Source organism: Nocardiopsis sp. NPDC055879 (assembly GCF_053615935.1).
Genome location: NZ_JBSHCT010000009.1, coordinates 58638 through 78460 on the forward strand (window position 1 = coordinate 58638; position 19823 = coordinate 78460).

The 19823-nt window shown below is 68.5% G+C and carries 20 protein-coding genes; 6 read left to right on the forward strand and 14 right to left on the reverse strand.

All coding sequences use genetic code 11. The features are described from left to right. Positions 1-144 precede the first annotated feature (144 nt). From ACWGKS_RS12385 to ACWGKS_RS12395, 3 genes are read right to left on the reverse strand one after another with little or no spacing between them, the layout of a single operon-like run. A complete protein-coding gene (locus ACWGKS_RS12385) occupies positions 145-420 on the reverse strand; it encodes an Lrp/AsnC family transcriptional regulator (RefSeq protein ID WP_067606568.1) in 276 nt (91 codons plus the stop codon). A gap of 44 nt (positions 421-464) precedes the next feature. Further along, positions 465-1229: a rhomboid family intramembrane serine protease gene (locus ACWGKS_RS12390; protein ID WP_358515424.1), complete on the reverse strand. Its 765-nt coding sequence runs from the start codon at positions 1227-1229 to the stop codon at positions 465-467. After that, positions 1207-2934, reverse strand: a complete 1728-nt coding sequence (locus ACWGKS_RS12395) for a DEDD exonuclease domain-containing protein (protein WP_358515427.1) — start codon at positions 2932-2934, stop codon at positions 1207-1209. The genes ACWGKS_RS12390 and ACWGKS_RS12395 overlap by 23 nt, the downstream gene beginning before the upstream one ends. Before the next feature lie 156 nt (positions 2935-3090). Between ACWGKS_RS12395 and ACWGKS_RS12400 the strand changes: the two genes are divergently transcribed. From ACWGKS_RS12400 to ACWGKS_RS12420, 5 genes are all read left to right on the forward strand, one after another. Then, a complete protein-coding gene (locus ACWGKS_RS12400; RefSeq protein ID WP_358515429.1) occupies positions 3091-3372 on the forward strand; it encodes a hypothetical protein in 282 nt (93 codons plus the stop codon). Next, positions 3369-4724: an NYN domain-containing protein gene (locus ACWGKS_RS12405; RefSeq protein ID WP_358515431.1), complete on the forward strand. Its 1356-nt coding sequence runs from the start codon at positions 3369-3371 to the stop codon at positions 4722-4724. Before ACWGKS_RS12400 ends, ACWGKS_RS12405 begins: the two co-directional genes overlap by 4 nt. A gap of 259 nt (positions 4725-4983) precedes the next feature. Further along, positions 4984-5976 carry a C40 family peptidase gene (locus tag ACWGKS_RS12410; protein ID WP_358515433.1) on the forward strand — a complete coding sequence of 331 codons (993 nt, stop codon included), beginning with the start codon at positions 4984-4986 and terminating at the stop codon, positions 5974-5976. Positions 5977-6308: 332 nt separating this feature from the next. Then, positions 6309-7337: a C40 family peptidase gene (locus tag ACWGKS_RS12415; protein WP_358515434.1), complete on the forward strand. Its 1029-nt coding sequence runs from the start codon at positions 6309-6311 to the stop codon at positions 7335-7337. Positions 7338-7437: 100 nt separating this feature from the next. Then, the gene (locus tag ACWGKS_RS12420) at positions 7438-8574 is read left to right on the forward strand and encodes a glycosyltransferase family 4 protein (RefSeq protein ID WP_358515436.1); all 1137 of its coding nucleotides are present in this window, start codon (positions 7438-7440) and stop codon (positions 8572-8574) included. Between the two features lie 23 nt (positions 8575-8597). On the opposite strand, the gene ACWGKS_RS12425 is transcribed toward ACWGKS_RS12420, so the two are convergent. The 4 genes from ACWGKS_RS12425 to ctaC form a co-directional block, all read right to left on the reverse strand. Next, the gene (locus tag ACWGKS_RS12425) at positions 8598-9860 is read right to left on the reverse strand and encodes an Ig-like domain-containing protein (RefSeq protein WP_452455705.1); all 1263 of its coding nucleotides are present in this window, start codon (positions 9858-9860) and stop codon (positions 8598-8600) included. Positions 9861-10104: 244 nt separating this feature from the next. Continuing rightward, positions 10105-10530 (reverse strand): cytochrome c oxidase subunit 4, encoded by a 426-nt coding sequence (locus ACWGKS_RS12430; protein WP_358515442.1) that lies wholly within the window; start codon positions 10528-10530, stop codon positions 10105-10107. Between the two features lie 12 nt (positions 10531-10542). Further along, positions 10543-12225, reverse strand: a complete 1683-nt coding sequence (gene ctaD, locus ACWGKS_RS12435) for an aa3-type cytochrome oxidase subunit I (RefSeq protein WP_452455663.1) — start codon at positions 12223-12225, stop codon at positions 10543-10545. After that, a complete protein-coding gene (gene ctaC, locus ACWGKS_RS12440) occupies positions 12225-13166 on the reverse strand; it encodes an aa3-type cytochrome oxidase subunit II (protein ID WP_452455662.1) in 942 nt (313 codons plus the stop codon). The genes ctaD and ctaC overlap by 1 nt, the downstream gene beginning before the upstream one ends. A gap of 404 nt (positions 13167-13570) precedes the next feature. Between ctaC and ACWGKS_RS12445 the strand changes: the two genes are divergently transcribed. Then, complete coding sequence (locus ACWGKS_RS12445) at positions 13571-13828, forward strand: sulfurtransferase TusA family protein (protein ID WP_067606539.1); 258 nt, start codon at positions 13571-13573, stop codon at positions 13826-13828. 229 nt (positions 13829-14057) lie between these two features. On the opposite strand, the gene rpsD is transcribed toward ACWGKS_RS12445, so the two are convergent. The 7 genes from rpsD to ACWGKS_RS12480 all read right to left on the reverse strand — a co-directional run bounded on the left by rpsD (position 14058) and on the right by ACWGKS_RS12480 (position 19738). After that, positions 14058-14669 carry a 30S ribosomal protein S4 gene (rpsD, locus tag ACWGKS_RS12450; RefSeq protein WP_067606537.1) on the reverse strand — a complete coding sequence of 204 codons (612 nt, stop codon included), beginning with the start codon at positions 14667-14669 and terminating at the stop codon, positions 14058-14060. Positions 14670-14999: 330 nt separating this feature from the next. After that, entirely contained in the window at positions 15000-15971 is a 972-nt protein-coding gene (locus ACWGKS_RS12455) for a carbohydrate kinase family protein (protein WP_358514541.1), read from the reverse strand. A 233-nt stretch (positions 15972-16204) separates the two neighbouring features. Continuing rightward, positions 16205-16555: a HesB/IscA family protein gene (locus ACWGKS_RS12460; protein ID WP_358514543.1), complete on the reverse strand. Its 351-nt coding sequence runs from the start codon at positions 16553-16555 to the stop codon at positions 16205-16207. Positions 16556-16832: 277 nt separating this feature from the next. After that, positions 16833-17438 (reverse strand): PspA-associated protein PspAB, encoded by a 606-nt coding sequence (gene pspAB, locus ACWGKS_RS12465; protein ID WP_358514545.1) that lies wholly within the window; start codon positions 17436-17438, stop codon positions 16833-16835. A 49-nt stretch (positions 17439-17487) separates the two neighbouring features. Continuing rightward, positions 17488-18414 (reverse strand): zinc metalloprotease HtpX, encoded by a 927-nt coding sequence (gene htpX / locus ACWGKS_RS12470; RefSeq protein ID WP_358514547.1) that lies wholly within the window; start codon positions 18412-18414, stop codon positions 17488-17490. 284 nt (positions 18415-18698) lie between these two features. After that, positions 18699-18977, reverse strand: coding sequence for a PspA-associated protein PspAA (gene pspAA, locus ACWGKS_RS12475; RefSeq protein WP_358514549.1), 279 nt, complete (start codon positions 18975-18977; stop codon positions 18699-18701). After that, positions 18974-19738, reverse strand: coding sequence for a PspA/IM30 family protein (locus ACWGKS_RS12480; protein ID WP_358514551.1), 765 nt, complete (start codon positions 19736-19738; stop codon positions 18974-18976). The genes pspAA and ACWGKS_RS12480 overlap by 4 nt, the downstream gene beginning before the upstream one ends. Positions 19739-19823 lie beyond the last annotated feature (85 nt).

The following is a 19823-nucleotide window of genomic DNA, read 5'->3' on the forward strand; positions in this document are numbered from 1 at the left end:
TCCACCCGGGGGGGCCCCCCAGCCCGGTGCGCGCAAGGGGGGTGTGCGGCCGGGGGGCGGGTGTGGGGGTCCTGCTCGGCCGGGGGGGGGGGGGGGGTTGCCCCACCCCCCCCGCCCCTCGTGTTTTCGCCTGCCCGACCGGTTCTACCAACCGATCGCGAAGGCCGACTCCAGGTCGTGCTTGGAGTAGGTCTGGAAGGAGATGTGGGTGTCGGAGGAGGTCACACCGGGCACCTTGTTGACCCGGCCGGGGATCACGTCCGCCAGGTCCTCGTGGCGCCGGACCCGCACCATGGCGATGAGGTCGACGCCGCCGGTCACGGAGTAGACCTCACTGACCCCGTCGATGTCGGCGATGGCCTCGGCGACCTCGGGGATGCGGTGGACGTCGGCCTTGATCATGACGATCGCGGTGATCACTGTGCCTCCTGGCGTTGGTAGAGCATGTGCGGGACGAGACACCCCTAGTACACGTCCGATAGGCGTGTTCCGGAGCGCCACCGCAGTCGGTAGACCGCCAGTCCCGCGATCACCCCCGCGACGAAGCCGTAGACGTGTGCCGCGTAGGCCACGCTGGATCCGCCGCCCGGGGCGGTCGAGGATGTGACGTAGAGAAGATACTGAAGCGCGAAGTAGCTTCCCACCACGGCCCACCCGGGCAGACGCATCGGGATCACCCCGAACACCAGGGTGGTGACCCGGCTTCGGAACTGGACCACGAGATAGGCGCCGAGCACCCCGGAGATGGCCCCGGAGGCCCCGATCATGGGGATCCCGCCGTCCTGGTCGACCAGCGCGTGCCCGAACGCGGCGACCACCCCGGTGGCCAGGTACAGCAGCAGGAAACGGACCTTGCCGAGCCGGTCCTCGACGACGGGACCGAACACGAACAGGTACACCATGTTGCCGAGAAGGTGGGCGGAGCCGCCGTGCAGGAACATCGAGCTGAGCACCGAGAACCAGACGACCTTGCCGTCGATGGGTCCGCATTCGGGGGTCAACGGTTCGGCCAGGTCGACCCGGCCGAGCATCTCGTCGGGGATGGCGCCCCAGCGCATGAAGTACGCGTCGATCGAACACACGCGTTCGAACAGGTCGACGGGATACCAGACGGCGGTGGCGGCCTGCGGGGAGAGCAGGTAGACGAGCACGTTGACCGCGATCAGGCCGTAGGCCACGACCGGGGCGCGGCGGACGGGGTGGTCGTCATTGAGCGGAAGCGCGGCCATGGGCCCAGTGTGTCATCCGAGTGTGCGCTTCGGCTCCCCGCAACGGGCATGTCCACTCACCTTCGACCTCCACCAGGCGTGCGCCGGGCGTGACGAGCCAGTCCAGGATCAGTTCGCTCTCCCCCGCGGTGGCGTTGGGGACCGGCCCGTGACCGGGCGGGACGCGTTCGGCGGTGGCGACCAGGGAGGCCAGGAAAGCGGTGGGGTCGGTGCCCGGTGTGAGGACGGCGCTCGCGGCCAGGCGTCCGTGACGGACCACGATCGTCTCCCATCCGGTGGCGCCGGGGCGTGAGGCGACCAGGTGCGGTACCGCGGCGATGGCGGTGAGCCGTTGGACTCGGCGGGCGCCGCGCAGGAAGGCCATGAGGCGGTCGCGCAGGCTCGCCGCCTCTTCGTAGCGCAGGTCCTCGGACAGCTCGCGGATGCGTCCGGTGAGGGCGTCCAAGACCACGGCCGGGTCGGTGGTCATGGCGGTGCGGGCGGCCTCGGAGTGGACCGTGTAGGCGTCCAGGGGCTCGGTGCCGTCGCAGGGCGCGCCACAGCGGCCCAGTTGGGCGAGCACGCACTTGGGGACCACCCGTTCGGGCGGGGCGAAGGTGTGGGTGCACTGGCGCAGCGGCAGCGCGTGCAACAGTGCCTCCTTGGCCTCCTCGGCCTCGCGTGCCGAGTTGTAGGGGCCCAGGTAGGGGGCGCCGTCGTCGCGAACCGCCCGCACGACCGACAGCCGGGGGTAGGTGTCCGTGGTGAGCTTGACCCAGCGGGCGTTCTCCGGGTTGCGGGAGCGACGGTTGAACGGTGGTTTGCGTTCGGCGATGATCCGCAGTTCGCGGACCGAGGCCTCCAGGTCGGTGGTGCACACGATGGGGGTCACCGACACCACCAGGCCGGCCATCTCCCGGATGCGGCGGCGCGATTCGGCCGCGGTGAAGTAGGAGGCCACTCGTCGGCGCAGGTTGTTGCTCTTGCCGACGTACAGGCTGCGCCCCTGGGCATCGTTGAACACGTACACGCCGGGGCGTTCGGGCAGGTCCTCGGCCAGGTGGCGTCTGGCCCGCTGGGCGCGGGTGGCGGGTTTGGCGACCGAGCGCAACTCCTCCAGGCTGGTGACGCCCAGCGGGGTGAGGCGTTCGATGAGCCCGTTGAGCACGTCCACGGTGGCGCGGGCGTCGTCCAACGCCCGGTGGGTGGGGGCGACGTGGGCTCCGAAGTAGGTGGCGAGCGTGCCCAGTCGGTGGTTACGGACCTGGGGCGCGGGGAGCAGGGCCCTGGCCAGGCGCAGGGTGTCGACCACCGGGGGCGCCGGCCATTCCAGGCCCGCACGTTCGCAGGCGGCCTTGAGGAAACCGGTGTCGAAGGGCGCGTTGTGGGCGACCAGAACGGTGCCGGGGGCCTCTTCCAGGAACGCGAGCAGCTCCGGCAGGACCTTCTCGATCGGCGGGGCCGTGGCCACCATCGCCTGGGTGATGCCGGTCAGCAGGGTGATGTTGGCCGGGATGAGCATTCCCGGGTCGACGAGGGTGGTGTACTCGCCGATGATCCCGCCGCCGCGAACGCGTACGGCCCCGATCTCGGTGATCCGGGACTTGGAGGCGCTGGTTCCGGTCGTCTCCAGGTCGACCACGACGAAGGTGGCCCCGGCCAGTGGAGTGCCGAGGTCGTCGATGCTGGTCTGGTCGCCGAAGGGCGTCGCGGGCTGTCCAACCACGCGGTCAGGTTAGTCGGGGGTGACGACCGAACCCGTCCGGGATGCCGGTCGACCCACCCGACATGGAAAGATGTGGGCGTGGGCGGTCCCGACGTCGAGTGACCGATGGGTCCGGCGACGGCCGCCACGAACAGGCAACGACACCGAGGAGGAACCGTGGGGATCGCGATGCCGGGTGACGATGAGCGTTGGCGATGCACCGGGTGCGGCAATCTCACGCGGTTCGACGTGACGCGCACCGTGCGTTCGCAGGACTACGTGCACCAGGAGCTGTCCGGCGCCGGCGCCGTCGAGGAGCGCACCGTGCTGGCGGAGACGATCGAACGGGTGAAGTGCCGTTGGTGCGGCGCCACCGACAGTGTGGAGATCGTCCCCCGTCCTGACGCCGAACAGTCGGTCCCCGACACTTCGGCGGAGAGCCCGACGGGTCGGTCATGAGCCCCGGCCCGGTGACGGGCGGCTCCGGCGAGGAGGACCGCTCCGAGCGGGAGGACGGTGAGGAGCACCTCGTGCGCTCCCTGCCCGAGCCGGTGCGCGCGCGGGTCGTGGAGTACGGGTCCGACGTGTTGGGCGGCATGCGCGCGTCGGACCTGCCGCCCGTGCTGCGCAGGGTGGCCAGGTTCGAGCCCCGTCGACGCGCACGACTGGCCGGACCGCAGATCGCCGCGCAGTTGGAGACCGACGCGGACTTTCGTGGTCTGGTCGCCGCTCGCGTGGAGCAGGTGTGGCCCGAACTCGCCGAGGGCATGCGGTCCGGGGTGGTCCCGCCCGCCGCCGATCCGGTGACGGTGGCCGCCTGCGCGTACCTGCTGCGTCCCCCCGGGTGGGCCGGGATCATCGAGGACGTCCACCTCGAACTGGACCGTCGGCACAGCGCCAAGGAGGTGGATGAGGCCGCCGAGGCGCTGGAGAGCGTACGCCGGGAGCTGGAGGAGGCCCGCCGCGGCCTCCAGACGGACCTGGAGCGACAGCGCGCCACCATCGTCGAGCAGCGCGCCGAGATCGCCGAGCTGCGCCGCAAGGTGCATCACGAGCGTCAACGCGCCAAGACGGCCACCGCCGAGGCCGAACAGGTCCTGTCCGAGATCCGGGACCGTCGGGACGAGACCGAGGGGCGGATCAGCGGCCTCGAAGTGGAGAACCGTCGGTTGCGTTCCCGGCTGGCCGACGCCGAGGCCCAGGTGGAGAACTCCCGCCGCGCGGTGCGCGCCGGCCGCAACGCCGACGAGGCGCGTCTGCGTGTGCTGTTGGACGTGTTGGTGGACGCCTCACACGGACTGCGTCGCGAGCTCGCGCTTCCCACCGGCCTGGACAGCCCCGCCGACCTGGTCGCCGAGGCCCATGAGGAACAGCGTCGGGTGTCCTTGGGCGGGCTGCCCGACGACGACCCGGGTCTGCTGGACCACCTGTTGACCGTGCCTCGGGTTCATCTGCTGGTGGACGGCTACAACGTCACCAAGACCGGCTACGGGAACCTGCCGTTGGCCGATCAGCGCAATCGCCTGCTCGCCTCGTTGGAGGGGCTGGCGAGTCGCACCAAGGCGGAGATCACCTGTGTGTTCGATGGCGCGGACGTGGACACTCCCCCGGTGACGCCCAGCCGCCGGGTCCGATTGTTGTTCAGCGCGCCCGGGGAGACCGCGGACGAGGTCATAGTCCGGCTGGTGCGGGCCGAGCCCCCGGGCCGGCCGATCGCCGTTGTGACATCCGACAAGGAGATCGTCCAGGCGGTGCGCGGGGTCGGCGCTCGGGCCGTCCCCTCCCTGATCTTCCTGCGAAGACTCGATTGAGAACGCGCCTGTTGTGACCACGGTCACCACCGAGCGTGGTGGTGACCGAGGCTCGTTGTGGTTGAGAGGGGAAGGCGCGTCCGCTAGGTTCATCCCGAACGTGAGTGCTTCGTCGGGTAGAAGGCCACCTTTGTGCCACCCCACCCCGGCGAGGGCCCGCACACTCATGTCGGCCCGCCTCAAGGCGTGGGCCCCCTACCCTTTCCGTCTCCCAGTCACCCCTGCGGACTTCTCAGACACTCAAGGAGCGTGGACCGCCATGAAGAACCCCGGTGGTCGGCGTACTGCTCGCCGAATCGCTACGACCGGCCTCGGTGTGGTCGCCGCCGGCACCTTCATCGCCCCCGGCATCGCCCATGCGGAACCGACCCAGGACGAGGTCGAGGACCGCATCGAGGAACTGAACCAGGAGGCCTCGGAGGCAGTCGAGGCCTACAACCAGGCCGAAGAGGACTACGAGACGGCCAAGGCCGCCTACGACGAACTCGACGAACAGGTCGGGGACGAGCAGGATCGCTACGACGAGCTGCGCGAGCAGGTCCAGCAGTTCGCCAACGCCACCTACCAGGGCGGCGAGCTCGACTCCACCACGAACATCCTCACCTCCGACGGCCCCGAGGCCCTGCTGGCGCAGAACGCCGACCTGAACTACCTGTCGGACGCCCAGCAGTCCCAACTCGACGACTTCGGTGACTCCTCCGAGCGTCTCTTCGCACTCAAGGACGAGGCCGAGACGTCCCTCGACGAGGCCGAGGACACCTTGGAGGAGAGCGAGGAGGCCAAGGACGAGGTCGAGTCCGCCATCGAGGAGCAGCAGGAACTCCTCGCGCAGTTCCCCGACGCGGACAGCTCCGGCGAGGGCGCCGACGACAGCGCCGGGCAGTCCCACGAGGGCAGCGGCAACGCCTCCAGCGCCCTGGACTTCGCCTACTCGAAGGTGGGCCTGCCCTACGTCTACGGCGGCACCGGCCCCAACGGATACGACTGCTCCGGTCTGGTCCAGGCGTCCTGGCGGGCCGCGGGCGTGGACCTGCCGCGTACCACCTACGCCCAGGCCGGGCTCGGCACCCGTATCAACGACATGGGCTCGCTCCAGCCGGGCGACATCATGTTCTTCTCCGGCCAGGCCCACAACGGTCTCTACGCCGGCAACAACCAGATGGTGCACGCCCCTCGCACGGGCCGCAACATCGAGGTCGTGGGACTGGCCGCCTACTGGGCCGGTCAGTTCGAGTTCGCCGTGCGCCTGTAGCGCGCCGCGCCGACACTCGTCGAGGCCGTCGTCCCTTCCGGGACGGCGGCCCTTTTTCGTTTCGCGGTGACACCGGGTAACGGCAAGTCAGGAGTTTCGGACAGGCCGCCTGATGCACCGGAACGTCACGAATCAGTTGAGAGCGGCCCAAGGGATGCACTAATGTTCATCGCCGAGCGTGGTCGCTCCTCTTCACCGAACCCCGTCGGTGACGACCACGTCCGGGCCGGGTCACTCCCCGCAGCCTTTCGGTCGACCTCTTCGACTTGGTCCCGCCCGGTGCACTCCCTTGTTCCCGCCTCATCCGGGACGAGGGGAGAAAGGTGTTGCCAGTGTCTGCATTCCGTGGCGCCTCCGGTCGCCGATCGGCCGTCATCGCCTCGATCTGCGTCGGGGCCTTCCTCGCCCCCACCGCCGTGGCGCACGCCGAGCCGACCGCCGACGAGGTGCGAGAGGAGATCGAGAGTCTCGAAGAGGAGTTCATCGAGCTCAACGCGGCCTACAACGACGCCCAGGAGGCGCACGAGGCCGCGGAGGAGAAGCTCGAAGAACTGCTCGGCGACATCGAGACCGCCGAGGAGACCATCGACGAGCTGAGCGGCGGGGTACGTAGCCTGGCCAACATCGCCTACACCGGTGTCGATCCGACCTCGCCCACCCACTTGATCGGCGCTACCGGCCCCGAGGAGGCCCTGGAGCACCAGGCCGATCTCACGTACCTGTCCGAGCAGCAGCAGGCCGGCCTGGATCAGTACGTCGACGAGCTGGAGCACCTGGAGTCCCTGCGCGAGGAGGCGGAGTCCACCGAGGAGAGCGCCGCCGACGCGTTGGAGGACGCGGAGGAGGCCACCGAGGAGGCCGAGGCCTCCATCGCCGAGCAGGAGGAACTGCTCGAAGAACTCTCCGCCGAGGAACAGGCCGAGGCCACCGAGAACGTCGGCAACGACAGTGGGAGCGGCGGCGGCGACAGCGGCGGCGGTGCGAACTACACCGGCCCGGCCACCGGCAACGCCCAGGTCGCCCTGGACTTCGCCTACGCCCAGATCGGCAAGCCCTACGTCTGGGGCGGCACCGGACCGGGCGGCTACGACTGCTCCGGGCTGACCCAGGCCGCCTGGGCCCAGGCGGGCGTCAACCTGCCGCGCACCACCTACGACCAGGTCAACGCCGGACAGCGGGTGTCCTGGGAGAACATGCAGCCCGGAGACCTGATGTTCTTCTACGGCGCCAGCCCCACCCACGTGGGCCTGTACGCGGGCGACAACGTGATGGTGCACGCCTCCACGTCCTCGCGCCCCATCGGCACGGTCACCCTCAACGACTACTACCGCTCCAGCTTCACCACCGCCGTGCGGCCGTGACCTGTCGCCTCTCCGCTTCGCCCGGGCCCGTGGTGCGTTCGCCACGGGCCCGAGGCGTCTTTCCGCAACCCCCGAGGAAACTCCCCCTAGACTCACCAGGGTGTCGCGAACCCTGATCATCACCAACGACTTCCCACCCCGCGCGGGCGGCATCGAGTCCTTCGTGCACGAGCTCGCCCTGCGCCACCGGCCCGGGTCGGTCGTGGTCTACTGCTCCTCCCCCCAAGCCGCCGACCAGGCGGCCGACCCCCACTTCGACCTCCGTCAGCCCTTCCCGATCGTGCGGGACGCGGCCAAGGTGCTGCTGCCCACTCCACGAGTGGTGCGACGGGCGCGGGTGATCGCCGAACTCGAAGGGTGCGACTCCGTGCTCTACGGCGCCGCGGCCCCGTTGGGGTTGGCCGCGGCCCACCTGCGTCCCCTGCGGCAGGTCGCGCTCACCCACGGGCATGAGACCGGTTGGACCGTCCTACCCGGGCCCGCCACGGCGCTGCGACGGATCGGCGACACCGTGGACACCGTCACCTACCTGGGCGAATACACCCGACGCCGGTTGGCGCGCTCCCTGTCCCCCGCCGCCGGCGCGCGCATGCGCCGGTTGGCCCCCGGCGTGGACACCGACCGTTTCCGGCCCGGCGCCGGAGGCGAGGAGGTGCGCGAACGTCTGGGGTTGGGCGAACGCCCCGTGGTGGTGTGCGTCTCGCGCATGGTGCCGCGCAAGGGGCAGGACACCCTGATCCGTGCCTGGCCGCGGGTGCTGGCGGACGTCCCCGACGCGGTATTGCTTTTGGTGGGCGAGGGTCCTTACGCCTCCCGGCTGCGTTCGGCCGCCGCCGGGCTGGACTCGGTGCGCTTCACCGGCCCGGTCCGGGCCGAGGACCTGCCCGCCCACTACGACGCGGGCGACGTGTTCGCCATGCCGTGTCGGACCCGGCGGGGCGGGCTGGACGTGGAGGGCCTGGGGATGGTCTACCTGGAGGCGTCGGCCACCGGGTTGCCGGTGGTGGCGGGGTCCTCGGGCGGCGCCCCGGACACGGTCCTGGAGGGCGAGACCGGGCACGTGGTGGACGGATCCTTGCCCGGTCCCGCAGCCCGAGCGCTCATTCGACTCCTGAAAGACCGCGACCGCGCCGCCCTGATGGGCGCACGCGGCCGCGAATGGGTTACCCGGGAGTGGGGTTGGGATCAGACCCTGAGTCGCCTTGACGACCTCCTGAGAGGCCCTGAGGGGATCTGAGGCGTCCCCGTGGCCCCTGCCTCCTAGAGGTCCTCCCCATGGACGTCCCCGGGGGTTCCCGACCCGTCGGTGCCCTGGGGCTCACCGGTGGCGCTCTGCTCCAGCCACTCCTCCCAGGAGCGCTGGTAGAAGCCCCAGCCGTTGTCCCATTCCAGCTCGCGGTCGGTACCGGTGGTCTCCAGGACGTCGCCCATCAGCGACTCGTCGTGGAACCAACGAGCGTCCTCGACGGTCATGTTGGTGCACCCGTTGGAGGTGTTGGCGCTGCCCAGGTTGCCGGCGTTCCAAGGGGCGGCGTGGGAGAACTCGCCGCTGTTGGAGGTGCGCACCGCCCAGTCGACGTCCAGTCGGTAGTGACCGGGTTCCCCCTCCTCGATTCCGACGGTGGCGGAGTCCATCACCAGGGACTCGTACTTCTCCATGGTGAGGTGGACACCGGAGGTCGTCGTGTTGAAGCGTTCGTCGGCGGCCCCGTTGCTCACCGGGATGGTGCGGACGTTCTCACCGTCGACGGACACCTCCATCTCGTGGTCGGGGACATGCATCGTGGAGATCATCTCCCTACCGACCTCGAACTCGATGCGGTGATCGCTCACCCCGAAGACACCGTCGGAGGCCTCCACCCCGGCCAGGTGCAGGTCGACCGCGATCTCCTGGTAGGGCTCCCAGTACTCCTCCGGTCGAAAGACCGCCATCTGGTCGGAGACCCAGTTCCAGGCCCCCTGCGCCTCCTCCTCGGAGATGACCTCCATGGAGTTCTCCACCTGCTCCTTGTTGGTGACGGGCAGGTCGAAGTTGATGATCACGGGCATGCCCACCCCGACGGTCTGCCCCGAGGTGGGGAAGTTGGAGACCAGTTCGAGGCTCTGCCCTTCCGTGGTGTCCTGCGTGGTGAACTCGGAGACGACCTCGGTCTCCTCGCCCTCGGCGTCGGTGGCGGTCGCGGTCACGGTGATCGCCGAACCGGGATGCAGGTTCCAATCGGCCACCCAGGCGTCCTCGGCCTCGTTGAGGGTGCCGGTGACGTCGTGGACCGTGGGTTCCTCCGCCCCCTCCGCCTCACCGTCGCCCGCCTCGGACGCCTCGGACGGGTCGACCTGGTCGATCCGCACGTCGGTGATGGTCCCGCCCTCGGCCGCGACCCGGACCGGGGTGTTCGGCGCGATCTCGGTGGCTCCCGGTTCGGGGGTGATGGTGACCTCGGGACCGGCCTCCTCGGTGGCCTGCTCGTCCGTCTCCGGCTCCTCATCGGTGCTGCAGGCGGTGAGCAGGACGAGCACGGCCATGGCCAGGGCCCCTCGTGAGTGGGCTCGTCGCTTCACACAGTCCTCCAACGTCCATTCGGTCGGCGCACCGGAGCATCCGGCCAGGGCCGGAGCCTTTCCGTGCCCTTCGGGCAACGATAAAACAACGGCCCCGGTGCCCGGCACGCGTCACACGGACGCGTGGCCGGCCACCGGGGCGGTGACACTCACATCTTACCCTGGGTGATCATCTTCCCTCGAAGAGCAATCGCCTCCGGGGTCGATCTCAGTGCTGGAACTCCTTGCGGTAGTACTCGAAGACCCAGCCGATCGTGGTCAGGATGATGGCCAGGAAGCCGAGGAACAGCATCCACCAACCGATCGCCATACCGACCGCCGTGAAGGCGACGGCCAGCGCGACGAACATCGGCCACCAGCTGTGCGGGCTGAAGAACCCGTACTCGCCGGAGTTCTCGGCGATCTCACCGTCGAGGCGCTCCTCGGGGGGAAGCCCGTGGTGGTGCTCACTACGGCGAGCCGACTGCCAGAGCCAGAACCCGATCATCCAGCCGAAGCCGATGCCGATGATCAGGATGGTGGAACCGGCCCACTCGATCTGGCCGGTCTCCAGGTAGGACCAGTAGATGTACAGGGCACCGACCAGACCGAAGAAGGTCGCGATCCCCATGAACAGGTAGGCCTGCATCTTCATATGGGCCGCCTCCTACTTCTTCTCGGCACCGGCGGCGACGGCACCGGGGGCCGCGACGTGCGGGTGGTTGAGGTCGAAGGCCGGACGCTCGGACCGGATCCGCGGCAGCGACGTGAAGTTGTGCCTGGGCGGCGGGCAGGACGTGGCCCACTCCAGGGAACAGCCGTAACCCCACGGGTCGTCCACCTCCACCATCGGCGCCTTCTTCGCGGTGACGTAGATGTTCCAGAAGAAGATCAGCGTCGAGGCGGCGAGGACGAACGAGGAGATCGAGGAGATCTGGTTCAGCTCGGTGAACCCGTCGTCGGGCAGGTAGTCGGCGTAACGACGCGGGAAGCCCGCCACACCCAGCCAGTGCTGCACCAGGAACGTGCCGTGGAAACCCAGGAACAGCAGCCAGAAGTGGAACTTGCCGAGCTTCTCGTTGAGCATCTTGCCGGTGAACTTGGGCCACCAGAAGTAGAAGCCCGCGAACATCGCGAACACCACGGTGCCGAACACCACGTAGTGGAAGTGCGCCACCACGAAGTAAGAGTCGGTGACGTGGAAGTCCAGCGGCGGCGAGGCCAGGATGACGCCGGTGATACCACCGAAGAGGAAGGTCGCCAGGAAGCCGATCGTGAACAGCATCGGCGTCTCGAAGGAGAGCTGCCCCCGCCACATCGTGCCGATCCAGTTGAAGAACTTCACACCGGTCGGTACCGCGATGAGGAACGTCATGAACGAGAAGAACGGCAACAACACCGCGCCGGTCGGGAACATGTGGTGCGCCCACACGGTCACGGAGAGGCCGGCGATGGCGATGGTGGCCGCCACCAGGCTCTTGTAACCGAAGATCGGCTTGCGGCTGAACACCGGCAGGATCTCGGTCGCGATACCGAAGAACGGCAACGCGATGATGTACACCTCGGGGTGACCGAAGAACCAGAACAGGTGCTGCCACAGGATGGCGCCGCCGTGCGCCGGGTCGAACACGTGGGTACCGACCATGCGGTCGGCGCCCAGCGCGATCAGGGCTCCGGTCAGGACCGGGAAGGCGATGAGCACCAGGACGCTGGTCAGGACCACGTTCCAGGTGAAGATCGACATGCGGAACATCGTCATACCGGGTGCGCGCATGCACAGGGCGGTGGTGATGAAGTTGACCGCACCGAGGATGGTGGCCAGACCGGACACGGCCAGGCCCAGGATCCACAGGTCGCCGCCCAGTCCGGGAGAGCGCACCGCGTCCGACAGCGGGGTGTAGGCGAACCAACCGAAGCTGGCCGCGCCACCCGGGGTCAGGAACCCGCTGATCGCGATGAGGCTACCGAAGAGGAACAGGTAGTAGCCGAACAGGTTCATCCTCGGGAACGCCACGTCGGGCGAACCGATCTGAATCGGCATCATGACGTTCGCGAACCCGACGAACAGCGGGGTCGCGAACATCAGCAGCATGATCGTGCCATGCATGGTGAACAGCTGGTTGAACTGCTCGTTGGACATGAACTGCATGCCCGGCGAGAACAGCTCCAGACGCATCAGGACCGCCAGCACCCCGCCGAAGAGGAAGAAGGCGAAGGAGGTGATCAGGTACATGTACCCGATGATCTTGTGGTCGGTCGACGTCATCCAGTTGACGAGGAGCGACCCCTTGCGCGACGGTGCCTGACCATCGGTGCGAGGCTTGGTCGCCTCGGTTGCCGTCGTACTCATCACTCGTCATTCTCCTCGGTCGCCTCGGCGCCGGAGCCCTCGGCCCCGGTGCCCTCGGCCCCGGAACCCTCGGCCGAGTCGGTGGAATCCTCCACCAGACCCTCGGCGTCGGCCTCCTCGGAGGCCAGTTGTTCCTGTTCGGCGTCCCAGGCCTCGTACTCGTCCTGCGGCAGGACCTCGACGTTGAAGAGCATGCGGGTGTGGTCGACACCGCACAGCTCGGCGCAACGACCGACGTACGTGCCCTCGGTGCCCTCGGTCATGTCGACCTGGAACGCGTTGTCGCGTCCGGGGATGACGTCCATCTTGAAACCGAACGCCGGGATCCAGAAGGAGTGGATGACGTCGGGAGAGTGGAGGTCGAAGTGGACGACCGAGTTCTCGGGCAGGACGAGGGTGGGCTGAGTGGAGCGGTCGGCGGTGCCGTCCGGGTTGGGGATACCCACCTCGGAGTGGAGCACCTCCCCACCGTTCTCCTTGGTGTCGTCCATGTAGTTGAACTGCCAGGCCCATTGGAAGGCCACGACCTCAACATGCACGTCCGCGGGCTCTTCGGTCTCCATCAGGTACGCCTGGTCTCGGGCGGTGAAGAAGAAGAGCACCGAGATGACGACGATCGGCAACACGGTGTACAGCGCTTCGATGGGCATGTTGTACCGCACCTGCGGCGGCAACTGCTCAGAGCGCTTGCGGTGGAAGAGGATCGTCCAGATGAACAGTCCCCATACGAGAATGCCGACCGCGAAAGCGGTGACCCACGAGCCCTGCCAGAGCGCGAGAACACGCTCGGCCTGCTCGGTGATCGGTTCCGGCATGCCCAAACGAGTGAGCTCGTTCGACGCGCAGCCGGTCGCGGCCAGCCCCAACACGGCGAGCGCGGCGCCGCGTGGTGCCCATCGGCGCAGTGTCGAGCGCCGATTTTTTTGGCGGGTCGGACTCACGGATTGCCTTCCCAGCGGTGAAGCCCGCGGATCCTCCACGGGCGGCCTAAGTATCCAAAGCTTTTCAGGGGGAAACATTATCGCGAACCGGTCGAGGTGCCGCTCATGGGCTCACCTGGTCAGCGTGTTGTGCCAGGCGTGCCTCCCGGAACGCTCGTCCGTCTCGCGGAGCCGGGCCAGGTCGCCCGCGAGGGACTTCCTCCCGGCTGGCTACGAGGCGCGGCCCGGCGTATCCCCGGACCCTCGGCCGGGTTCCCGCACATCACCGCCGTGGGCGGGGGTGCGCGCGTTCTCGGCACGAGACTAAGGCGAGCGTATCGCTGGGTTTACGACACCCTTAACCGGGTGCGCCTTTTCGAGCGGCCCAGGTCAAGATAAGGACACAGGACGACGACCGACGAGGAGTGGACGTGCCCGAGCGACCGACCGAACAGCGACCCCTGGTCACCGTGGAGGCGGTGGGCCGCAAGTGCCCTGTTCCGATCATCATGTTGGCCGCCCGATTGCACGAAGTGCCCATCGGTGCGGTCATCGCGGTCACCGCGGACGATCCCGCCGCGAGCGCGGACATACCGTCCTGGTGCCGGATGAAGATGCACGAGTTCGTCGCGGAGCGGCCCTTGGCGCGGGGTAGCGCTTTTCACATCCGACGGATGTACTGACCGCCCGAAGACGCCCTCCGCACCGGAATGAGACCTTCGGTCCCGTTGCGATAACGATTGGCGCCGGCCGGTGTTCTCGGCACGGCGCGGAGCACCCGCCCGCCCCTCCCCCGAAGGTGAGGCGACGGGCGGGCACAACACGAAGGCCGCGCGGACCGGGGTCCGCGCGGCCTGTCCCGCGGACGGGGCCCGCCCCGTCAGGGGCCGATCCCATCGGTGCGGGAGGTGCCTAGCGAGCGTAGAACTCGACGACGAGCTGCTCGTCGAAGGGAACCGGGATCTGCTCACGCTTGGGGCGGTCGATGACCGCGACGCGCAGGTCCTTGTGGCTCACGGCCAGGTAACCGGCGATCTTGTCGTCGGCGTGGACGCCCTCGGCGGCCTCGACGAACGGGACCATGGAGCGGGACTTCTCCCGAACGCTGATGATCTGGCCCGGCTTGACCTGGTACGACGGGATGTCGACCTTCTTGCCGTCCACGGTGATGTGACCGTGGTTGACGAACTGACGCGCGGCGTAGATCGACGCGGCCAGACCCGAGCGCAGGACGACCGTGGCCAGACGCAGTTCGAGCTCGGTGAGCATCTCCTCACCGGTACGGGCGGCGCGCTTCTTGGCGTTCTCGTAGACGCGGAGCAGCTGCTTCTCGGTCAGGTCGTAGTACCAGCGCACCTTCTGCTTCTCCGCCATACGAACGGAGTAGTCAGAGCTGTTGCGACGAACACGACGGCCGTGCTCACCGGGCGGGTACGGACGCTTCTCGAAGTAGCTGACCGCCTTACGGGTCAGCGGAGTGCCGGCGCGCCGGGACAACCGCACCTTCGGTCCGGTGTAGCGCATGCATAGTCCTTTCAGGATGAATCAGGGAATCCCAGGTAAGGCTGGCCTAGAACTGGGAGGCGCCGGAGGCGCCCGAGCCCCGTGCCCGCGAATGCGAGGCGAACGGAAGGCGGGTTCCCCACCGCCGCGCGCGACCCCGCGCGAACGGCTTGGGCGAATGAACCGGTACGCGTTTCAGCGCACCGGGGCGGCACAGGTGCACCTGTGCGGGTCGCGACCATCCACTTTACGGGGTCCGGGGCACCACCCCGACCAGAACCGTGGTTCTCGTGGTCGTGGGCGGTGCCCGGCTCCCGGATTCCGGGCCGAAGCGCCAACGAAGCCCCGGAACTACAGGTGCGGCTTGACCTCGGTGGCGGCGTCCGTGCCGTAGGAGCGCTCGATCCGCTCCAGCAGGCTCTCGGGGGTGAGGGTGTACTCCTGCGGACCGTCGGCCTCAAGGCAGTGCACGGCGGTGGCGTTGCCGACCTGGGCGGCGCGTTCCAGGGACAGGCCCCGGGAATGCGCGGCCAGGAACCCGGCACGGAAGGAGTCACCCATGCCGGTGGGGTCGACCAGTTCGTTCACGGCCGCCGCCCCGACGTGGATGCTCTCCTCGCCCCGGCGGTCGATCCGAGCACCCTTGGCGCCCAGGGTCGTGACGCGGGTACCGACCTCGTTGAGGATCTCCTCGTCGGACCAGCCGGTCTTCTGCTCGGCCAGGGCCTTCTCGTACTCGTTGGAGAACAGCAGGTCGGCGCCCTTGATGAGGGTGCGCACCTCAGGACCCTCCATCCGAGCGAGCTGCTGGGAGGGGTCGGCGGCGAAGGGGATGCCGCGGGTACGGCACTCCTCGCTGTGGCGGACCATCGCGGCCGGGTCGTCCGCGCCGATCAGGACGAGGTCGAGTCCGCCGAGCCGGTCGGAGATCGGCTGGATCTCGATGTTGCGGGCCTCGGCCATGGCGCCGGCGTAGAACGAGGCGATCTGGTTCTGGTCACGGTCGGTGGTGCACACGAAGCGCGCGGTGTGGCGCAGTTCGGAGATGAGCACGGAGGAGGTGTCGACTCCGTGGCGGTCCAACCAGGAGCGGTACTCCTCGAAGTCCTGTCCGGCCGCGCCGACCAGGACGGGGTTCAGGCCGAAGGCGCCCAGACCGAAGCAGATGTTGGCCGCGACGCCACCGCGGCGCACGTCCAGCTCGTCGATCAGGAAGGACAGGGACAACTGCTGGATCTGCTCGGGGATGATCTGCTCGGCGAACCGACCCTCGAAGGACATCAAGTGGTCGGTGGCGATGGATCCGGCAACCGCGATACGCACGGGAGGTGGGCTCCTTGGTGGGAAGAGGGATCGGCGCTCGGGGCGAGCCGGCCGAGCCGCCACGGGCACGCGCCCGTTCGGACCTGCCAAGGGTACCCATTACGCGGGCCGAATAGCCTTCCCGACCCGAAAAACGGAAAGGGAGGATGGACGCGGACGCGCGTCCATCCTCCCCATCGACCCGGTTCCGAACCACGGGGGTGACCGAACACCCCCGAGCGAAGCGGCGGCGCTTAGTTGAACGAGTCGCCGCAGGCGCAGGATCCGGTGGCCATCGGGTTGTCGATGGTGAAGCCCTGCTTCTCGATCGTGTCGACGAAGTCGATGGTCGCCCCGGTGAGGTAGGCAGCGCTCTTGCGGTCGGTGACGACCGCGACCCCGCTGAAGTCCGTGATGATGTCACCGTCGAGGTCGCGCTCGTCGAAGTAGAGCTGGTAGCGCAGCCCCGAGCAACCACCGGGCTGCACACCCACGCGAAGGCGCAGGTCGTCGCGGCCCTCCTGGTCGAGCAGGGACCGGACCTTGCCGGCCGCCTCGTCGGTGAGGATGACTCCCTGCGCGGTGTCCTCGGTCTGAACCGTCATGTCGTAAAGCTCCTCTGAAAAGGGGTTGCGGCCGCCTGGCGACCCCGGTCGCTCACGAGGCAGGCCCCGAGGGTCCTGTCCTCTTCAACGGGTCCCAACACCGGGGACCGATGAGGCATTCCACCGTTCGGCCGCTGTGTTCGCCCTGTCACCGCCAGGCCCCACGGTGTACGTGTGACCTGGGCGACGTACGGGCCTGCCCGTATCCACCAGGGTAATCCGGGCCGCGCCCCAATGCCATCTTCCGAAGGTCACTCCGGGCCGTTCCGGGTGGGCGTCAAAGTCCCGGCGCGCCGTAGACGGGGAACCAGCGGGACCGGTCCTTCTCCATCGGCAGGTCGTCGCCGATCGCCGCCTCCACCTGAAGCTCCAAGGCGTTGTCCCGGCGTTTGCCGCCCGCGGGCGCGAAGGGATAGAAGGTGCCCCGCTTGTACAGGTACACCAGGCCGACCGAGCGGCCGGAACCGTCGGTGAAGCCCACCAACGAGCAGAGCAGCGAGGGACCGTACCCGTTGACCTCCAGGGTGGAGTTGACCGCGTGCAGGTCGGTGACCAGGCCGCTGATGTCGGTGTCGGCGAGTGCGTCACCGCTCGCCTCCTCCGAGGTCGAGGCGCCGCGCACCACCAGCCACGTGTAGCCGTAGTCGTCGGTGGTCTGCTCCACCGGCGGACCTTCGTCGGCGTCCAGCAGTGCGGTGACGTCGCGTTCGACGTCGGCGAAGGCGGCGCCCTCCGCGGCCCGGAAGGCCACCGAACCGCTGCCGGTGGGCGCCAGGCCCACCCCGGCCCGCAGGGTCAGCGCCGCGGTGGGCAGACCGAAGAGCGCGTCGAGATCGGGTTCGGCCGGCTTCGACCGTCCCAGCAGTGCGCGCCAGAAGCTCATGAGGGTCCTCTCTGTGTCCCGGTCCCGGTTCCCCGGACCCGCCCCCGTCTCAGGCTCCGCGGCCGAGTTGGCGGGAGATGTCGGAGAGCTGGGCCAGTCGCTGTTCGACCGGCGGGTGGGTGGCGATCAGCTGACTCATGCTGAATCCCTTCTTCGCGAAGGCCGGGGCGAAGAAGAAGGCGTTGAACGGCTCGACCTGACGCAGGTCCCGGGTGGGGATGGCCGCCATGTCGCCGGTGATCTTGGACAGCGCGCTGCCCAGCATCGAGGGGCGGCCGGTGAGGTAGGCCGCGGCACGGTCGGCGGACAGTTCGCGGTAGCGGGACAGGGCGCGGGTGAGCAGGAAGCTCAGGGCCCAGGCGATGGCGCTGACCAGCACCACGAGCAGGGCGATGACGGCGGGCGCGGGACCGTTGTTGTTGCTCCGGCCGCCGCTGGCCCCGGCGAACATGGCGAAGCGCAGTCCGGCCTGGGTGAGGAACCCGGCGACGATGCCCAGGAACCCGGCGATGGTCATGACCATGACGTCGCGGTGCGCGATGTGGGAGAGCTCGTGGGCGATGACCGCCTCCAGCTCGGGGCCGTCGAGGCGGCGCGTCAACCCGGTGGTCACGCAGATGACCGCGGACTTCTCGCTGTGGCCGGTGGCGAAGGCGTTGGGCACGTCGGTGTCGGCGATACCGACCTTGGGCTTGGACATGTCGGCCATGGCGCACAACCGGTCGACCAGGGCGTGCAGGTCGGGGGCCTGTTCGGGGGTGACCTCCTTGGCTCCCATGGAGAACATGGCGATCTTGTCGGCGGAGAAGTAGGAGAACAGCGCGAACGCGCCGACCAGGATCAACACCAGCCAGATGTTGAGTCCGGCCAGTACCAGCCCCACGATGAACGCCACGTAGACCAGGATCAGGAGGAACATGGTCGTGACCATCCGGGCCGTCAGCCCACGGTCCGGACGGAACTTCGAACCAGCCACGGCTTTCCCCTCCACGATGTTTGTTCCGGAGTGTAGTTCGGCCAGGTGAGAAAAGGGTTAAAGCGGAATTGTCGCGTGTTCGTCGTCCCGGTGTCACCGAGAAACACCACGGCCGCCGTGACGGGTCACGGCGGCCGTGGTCGAAGAACACGCGCGAAGGCACTGGGCGCGGGCCGGGCCGGAAGGGAACCGATCCTGATCCGCGTCGTCGGCACGGGACCCACCCGGACGGTGGTGGTGAATCCCATGAGGACACATGTCCGCGTCCGTTGTCCGGGGATGGGCTATCCGGGGATGAGCCCGTCGTCCTGCAGCATCTTGCGGACCTCGTCCATGCTCGCGTCGGCGTGCGGCAGGATGAACTGCGAGGGCTCCAGGGAGTCCGCCGGCAGGGGCCTGCTGTCCTCCCGCACCTTCGTCAGGAGGTCGTTCAGGGCCTTGCGGAACTTCTCCTCGTCGCCCGACTCGATCGCGGTCTCCAGAGCGGCGTCGAAGGAGTTGAGTACGTCGAGGTCGGCGTCGGTGAGGTCCACCTGACCCTCACCCATGATGCGGACGATCACTGGCCCTCCCGGCTACCGTTACCACCCTCGATCTGCTGCGGAGCGGAACCACCGCTGCCGCCGCCCAGTTCGAGCTTCATCCGCTCAAGCTCGGCGTCGACGCCGCTGGTGCTGGCCATGCGGTCCAGCTCGCTCTGGATGTCGTCACGCGGACCGGTGCCCGTGACGTCGTCGAGGGCGCCGGAGGCCAGCAGCTCGTCGACCGCGCCGGCACGGGCCTGCATCTCGGCGGTCTTGTCCTCCGCCCGCTGCACGGCCATGCCCACGTCGCCCATCTCCTCGGAGATGCCCGAGAACGCCTCACTGATCTGCGTCTGGGCCTGGGCGGCGGTGTAGGTCGCCTTGATGGTCTCCTTGCGCGTGCGGAAGGCGTCGACCTTCGCCTGCAGGCGCTGGGCGGCCATCGTGAGCTTTTGCTCCTCGCCCTGGAGGTTGGCGTGCTGCTCGCGCAGGCCCTCGATCTGACCGGTCAGACCGGAGCGTCGGGTGAGGGCTTCGCGGGCGAGGTCCTCGCGTCCCTGGCCCAGCGCCGCCTTGCCCTGGTTCTGCAGCTTGTCGGACTGTTGTTCGAGCTGCTGGATCTGGAGCTCGACGCGCTTACGGGAGGTCGCGACGTCGGCGACGCCTCGGCGCACCTTCTGCAGGAGCTCGAGTTGTTTCTGGTACGAGTAGTCGAGGGTTTCCCTTGGGTCCTCGACGGAGTCCAAGGCCTTGTTGGCCTTCGACTTGAAGATCATCGAAAGTCGCTGAAACACGCTCATCGGCGTGGCCGTCCCCTTCTCGCTGCGTACATCGGCAGTTCCCAGCGGGCGCTTTGCCCAACCCTACGCGGTCTGGCCCGCGGTC

Bases quoted from the DNA above. Each gene is read 5' to 3' on its own strand.
- ACWGKS_RS12390 (WP_358515424.1), bottom strand. From the start codon at position 1,229: ATGGCCGCGCTTCCGCTCAATGACGACCACCCCGTCCGCCGCGCCCCG.
- ACWGKS_RS12405 (WP_358515431.1), top strand. From the start codon at position 3,369: ATGAGCCCCGGCCCGGTGACGGGCGGCTCCGGCGAGGAGGACCGCTCC.
- ACWGKS_RS12410 (WP_358515433.1), top strand. From the start codon at position 4,984: ATGAAGAACCCCGGTGGTCGGCGTACTGCTCGCCGAATCGCTACGACC.
- ACWGKS_RS12425 (WP_452455705.1), bottom strand. From the start codon at position 9,860: ATGGCCGTGCTCGTCCTGCTCACCGCCTGCAGCACCGATGAGGAGCCG.
- ACWGKS_RS12430 (WP_358515442.1), bottom strand. From the start codon at position 10,530: ATGAAGATGCAGGCCTACCTGTTCATGGGGATCGCGACCTTCTTCGGT.
- ctaD (WP_452455663.1), bottom strand. From the start codon at position 12,225: ATGAGTACGACGGCAACCGAGGCGACCAAGCCTCGCACCGATGGTCAG.
- rpsD (WP_067606537.1), bottom strand. From the start codon at position 14,669: ATGCGCTACACCGGACCGAAGGTGCGGTTGTCCCGGCGCGCCGGCACT.
- ACWGKS_RS12460 (WP_358514543.1), bottom strand. From the start codon at position 16,555: ATGACGGTTCAGACCGAGGACACCGCGCAGGGAGTCATCCTCACCGAC.
- pspAB (WP_358514545.1), bottom strand. From the start codon at position 17,438: ATGAGCTTCTGGCGCGCACTGCTGGGACGGTCGAAGCCGGCCGAACCC.
- ACWGKS_RS12480 (WP_358514551.1), bottom strand. From the start codon at position 19,738: ATGAGCGTGTTTCAGCGACTTTCGATGATCTTCAAGTCGAAGGCCAAC.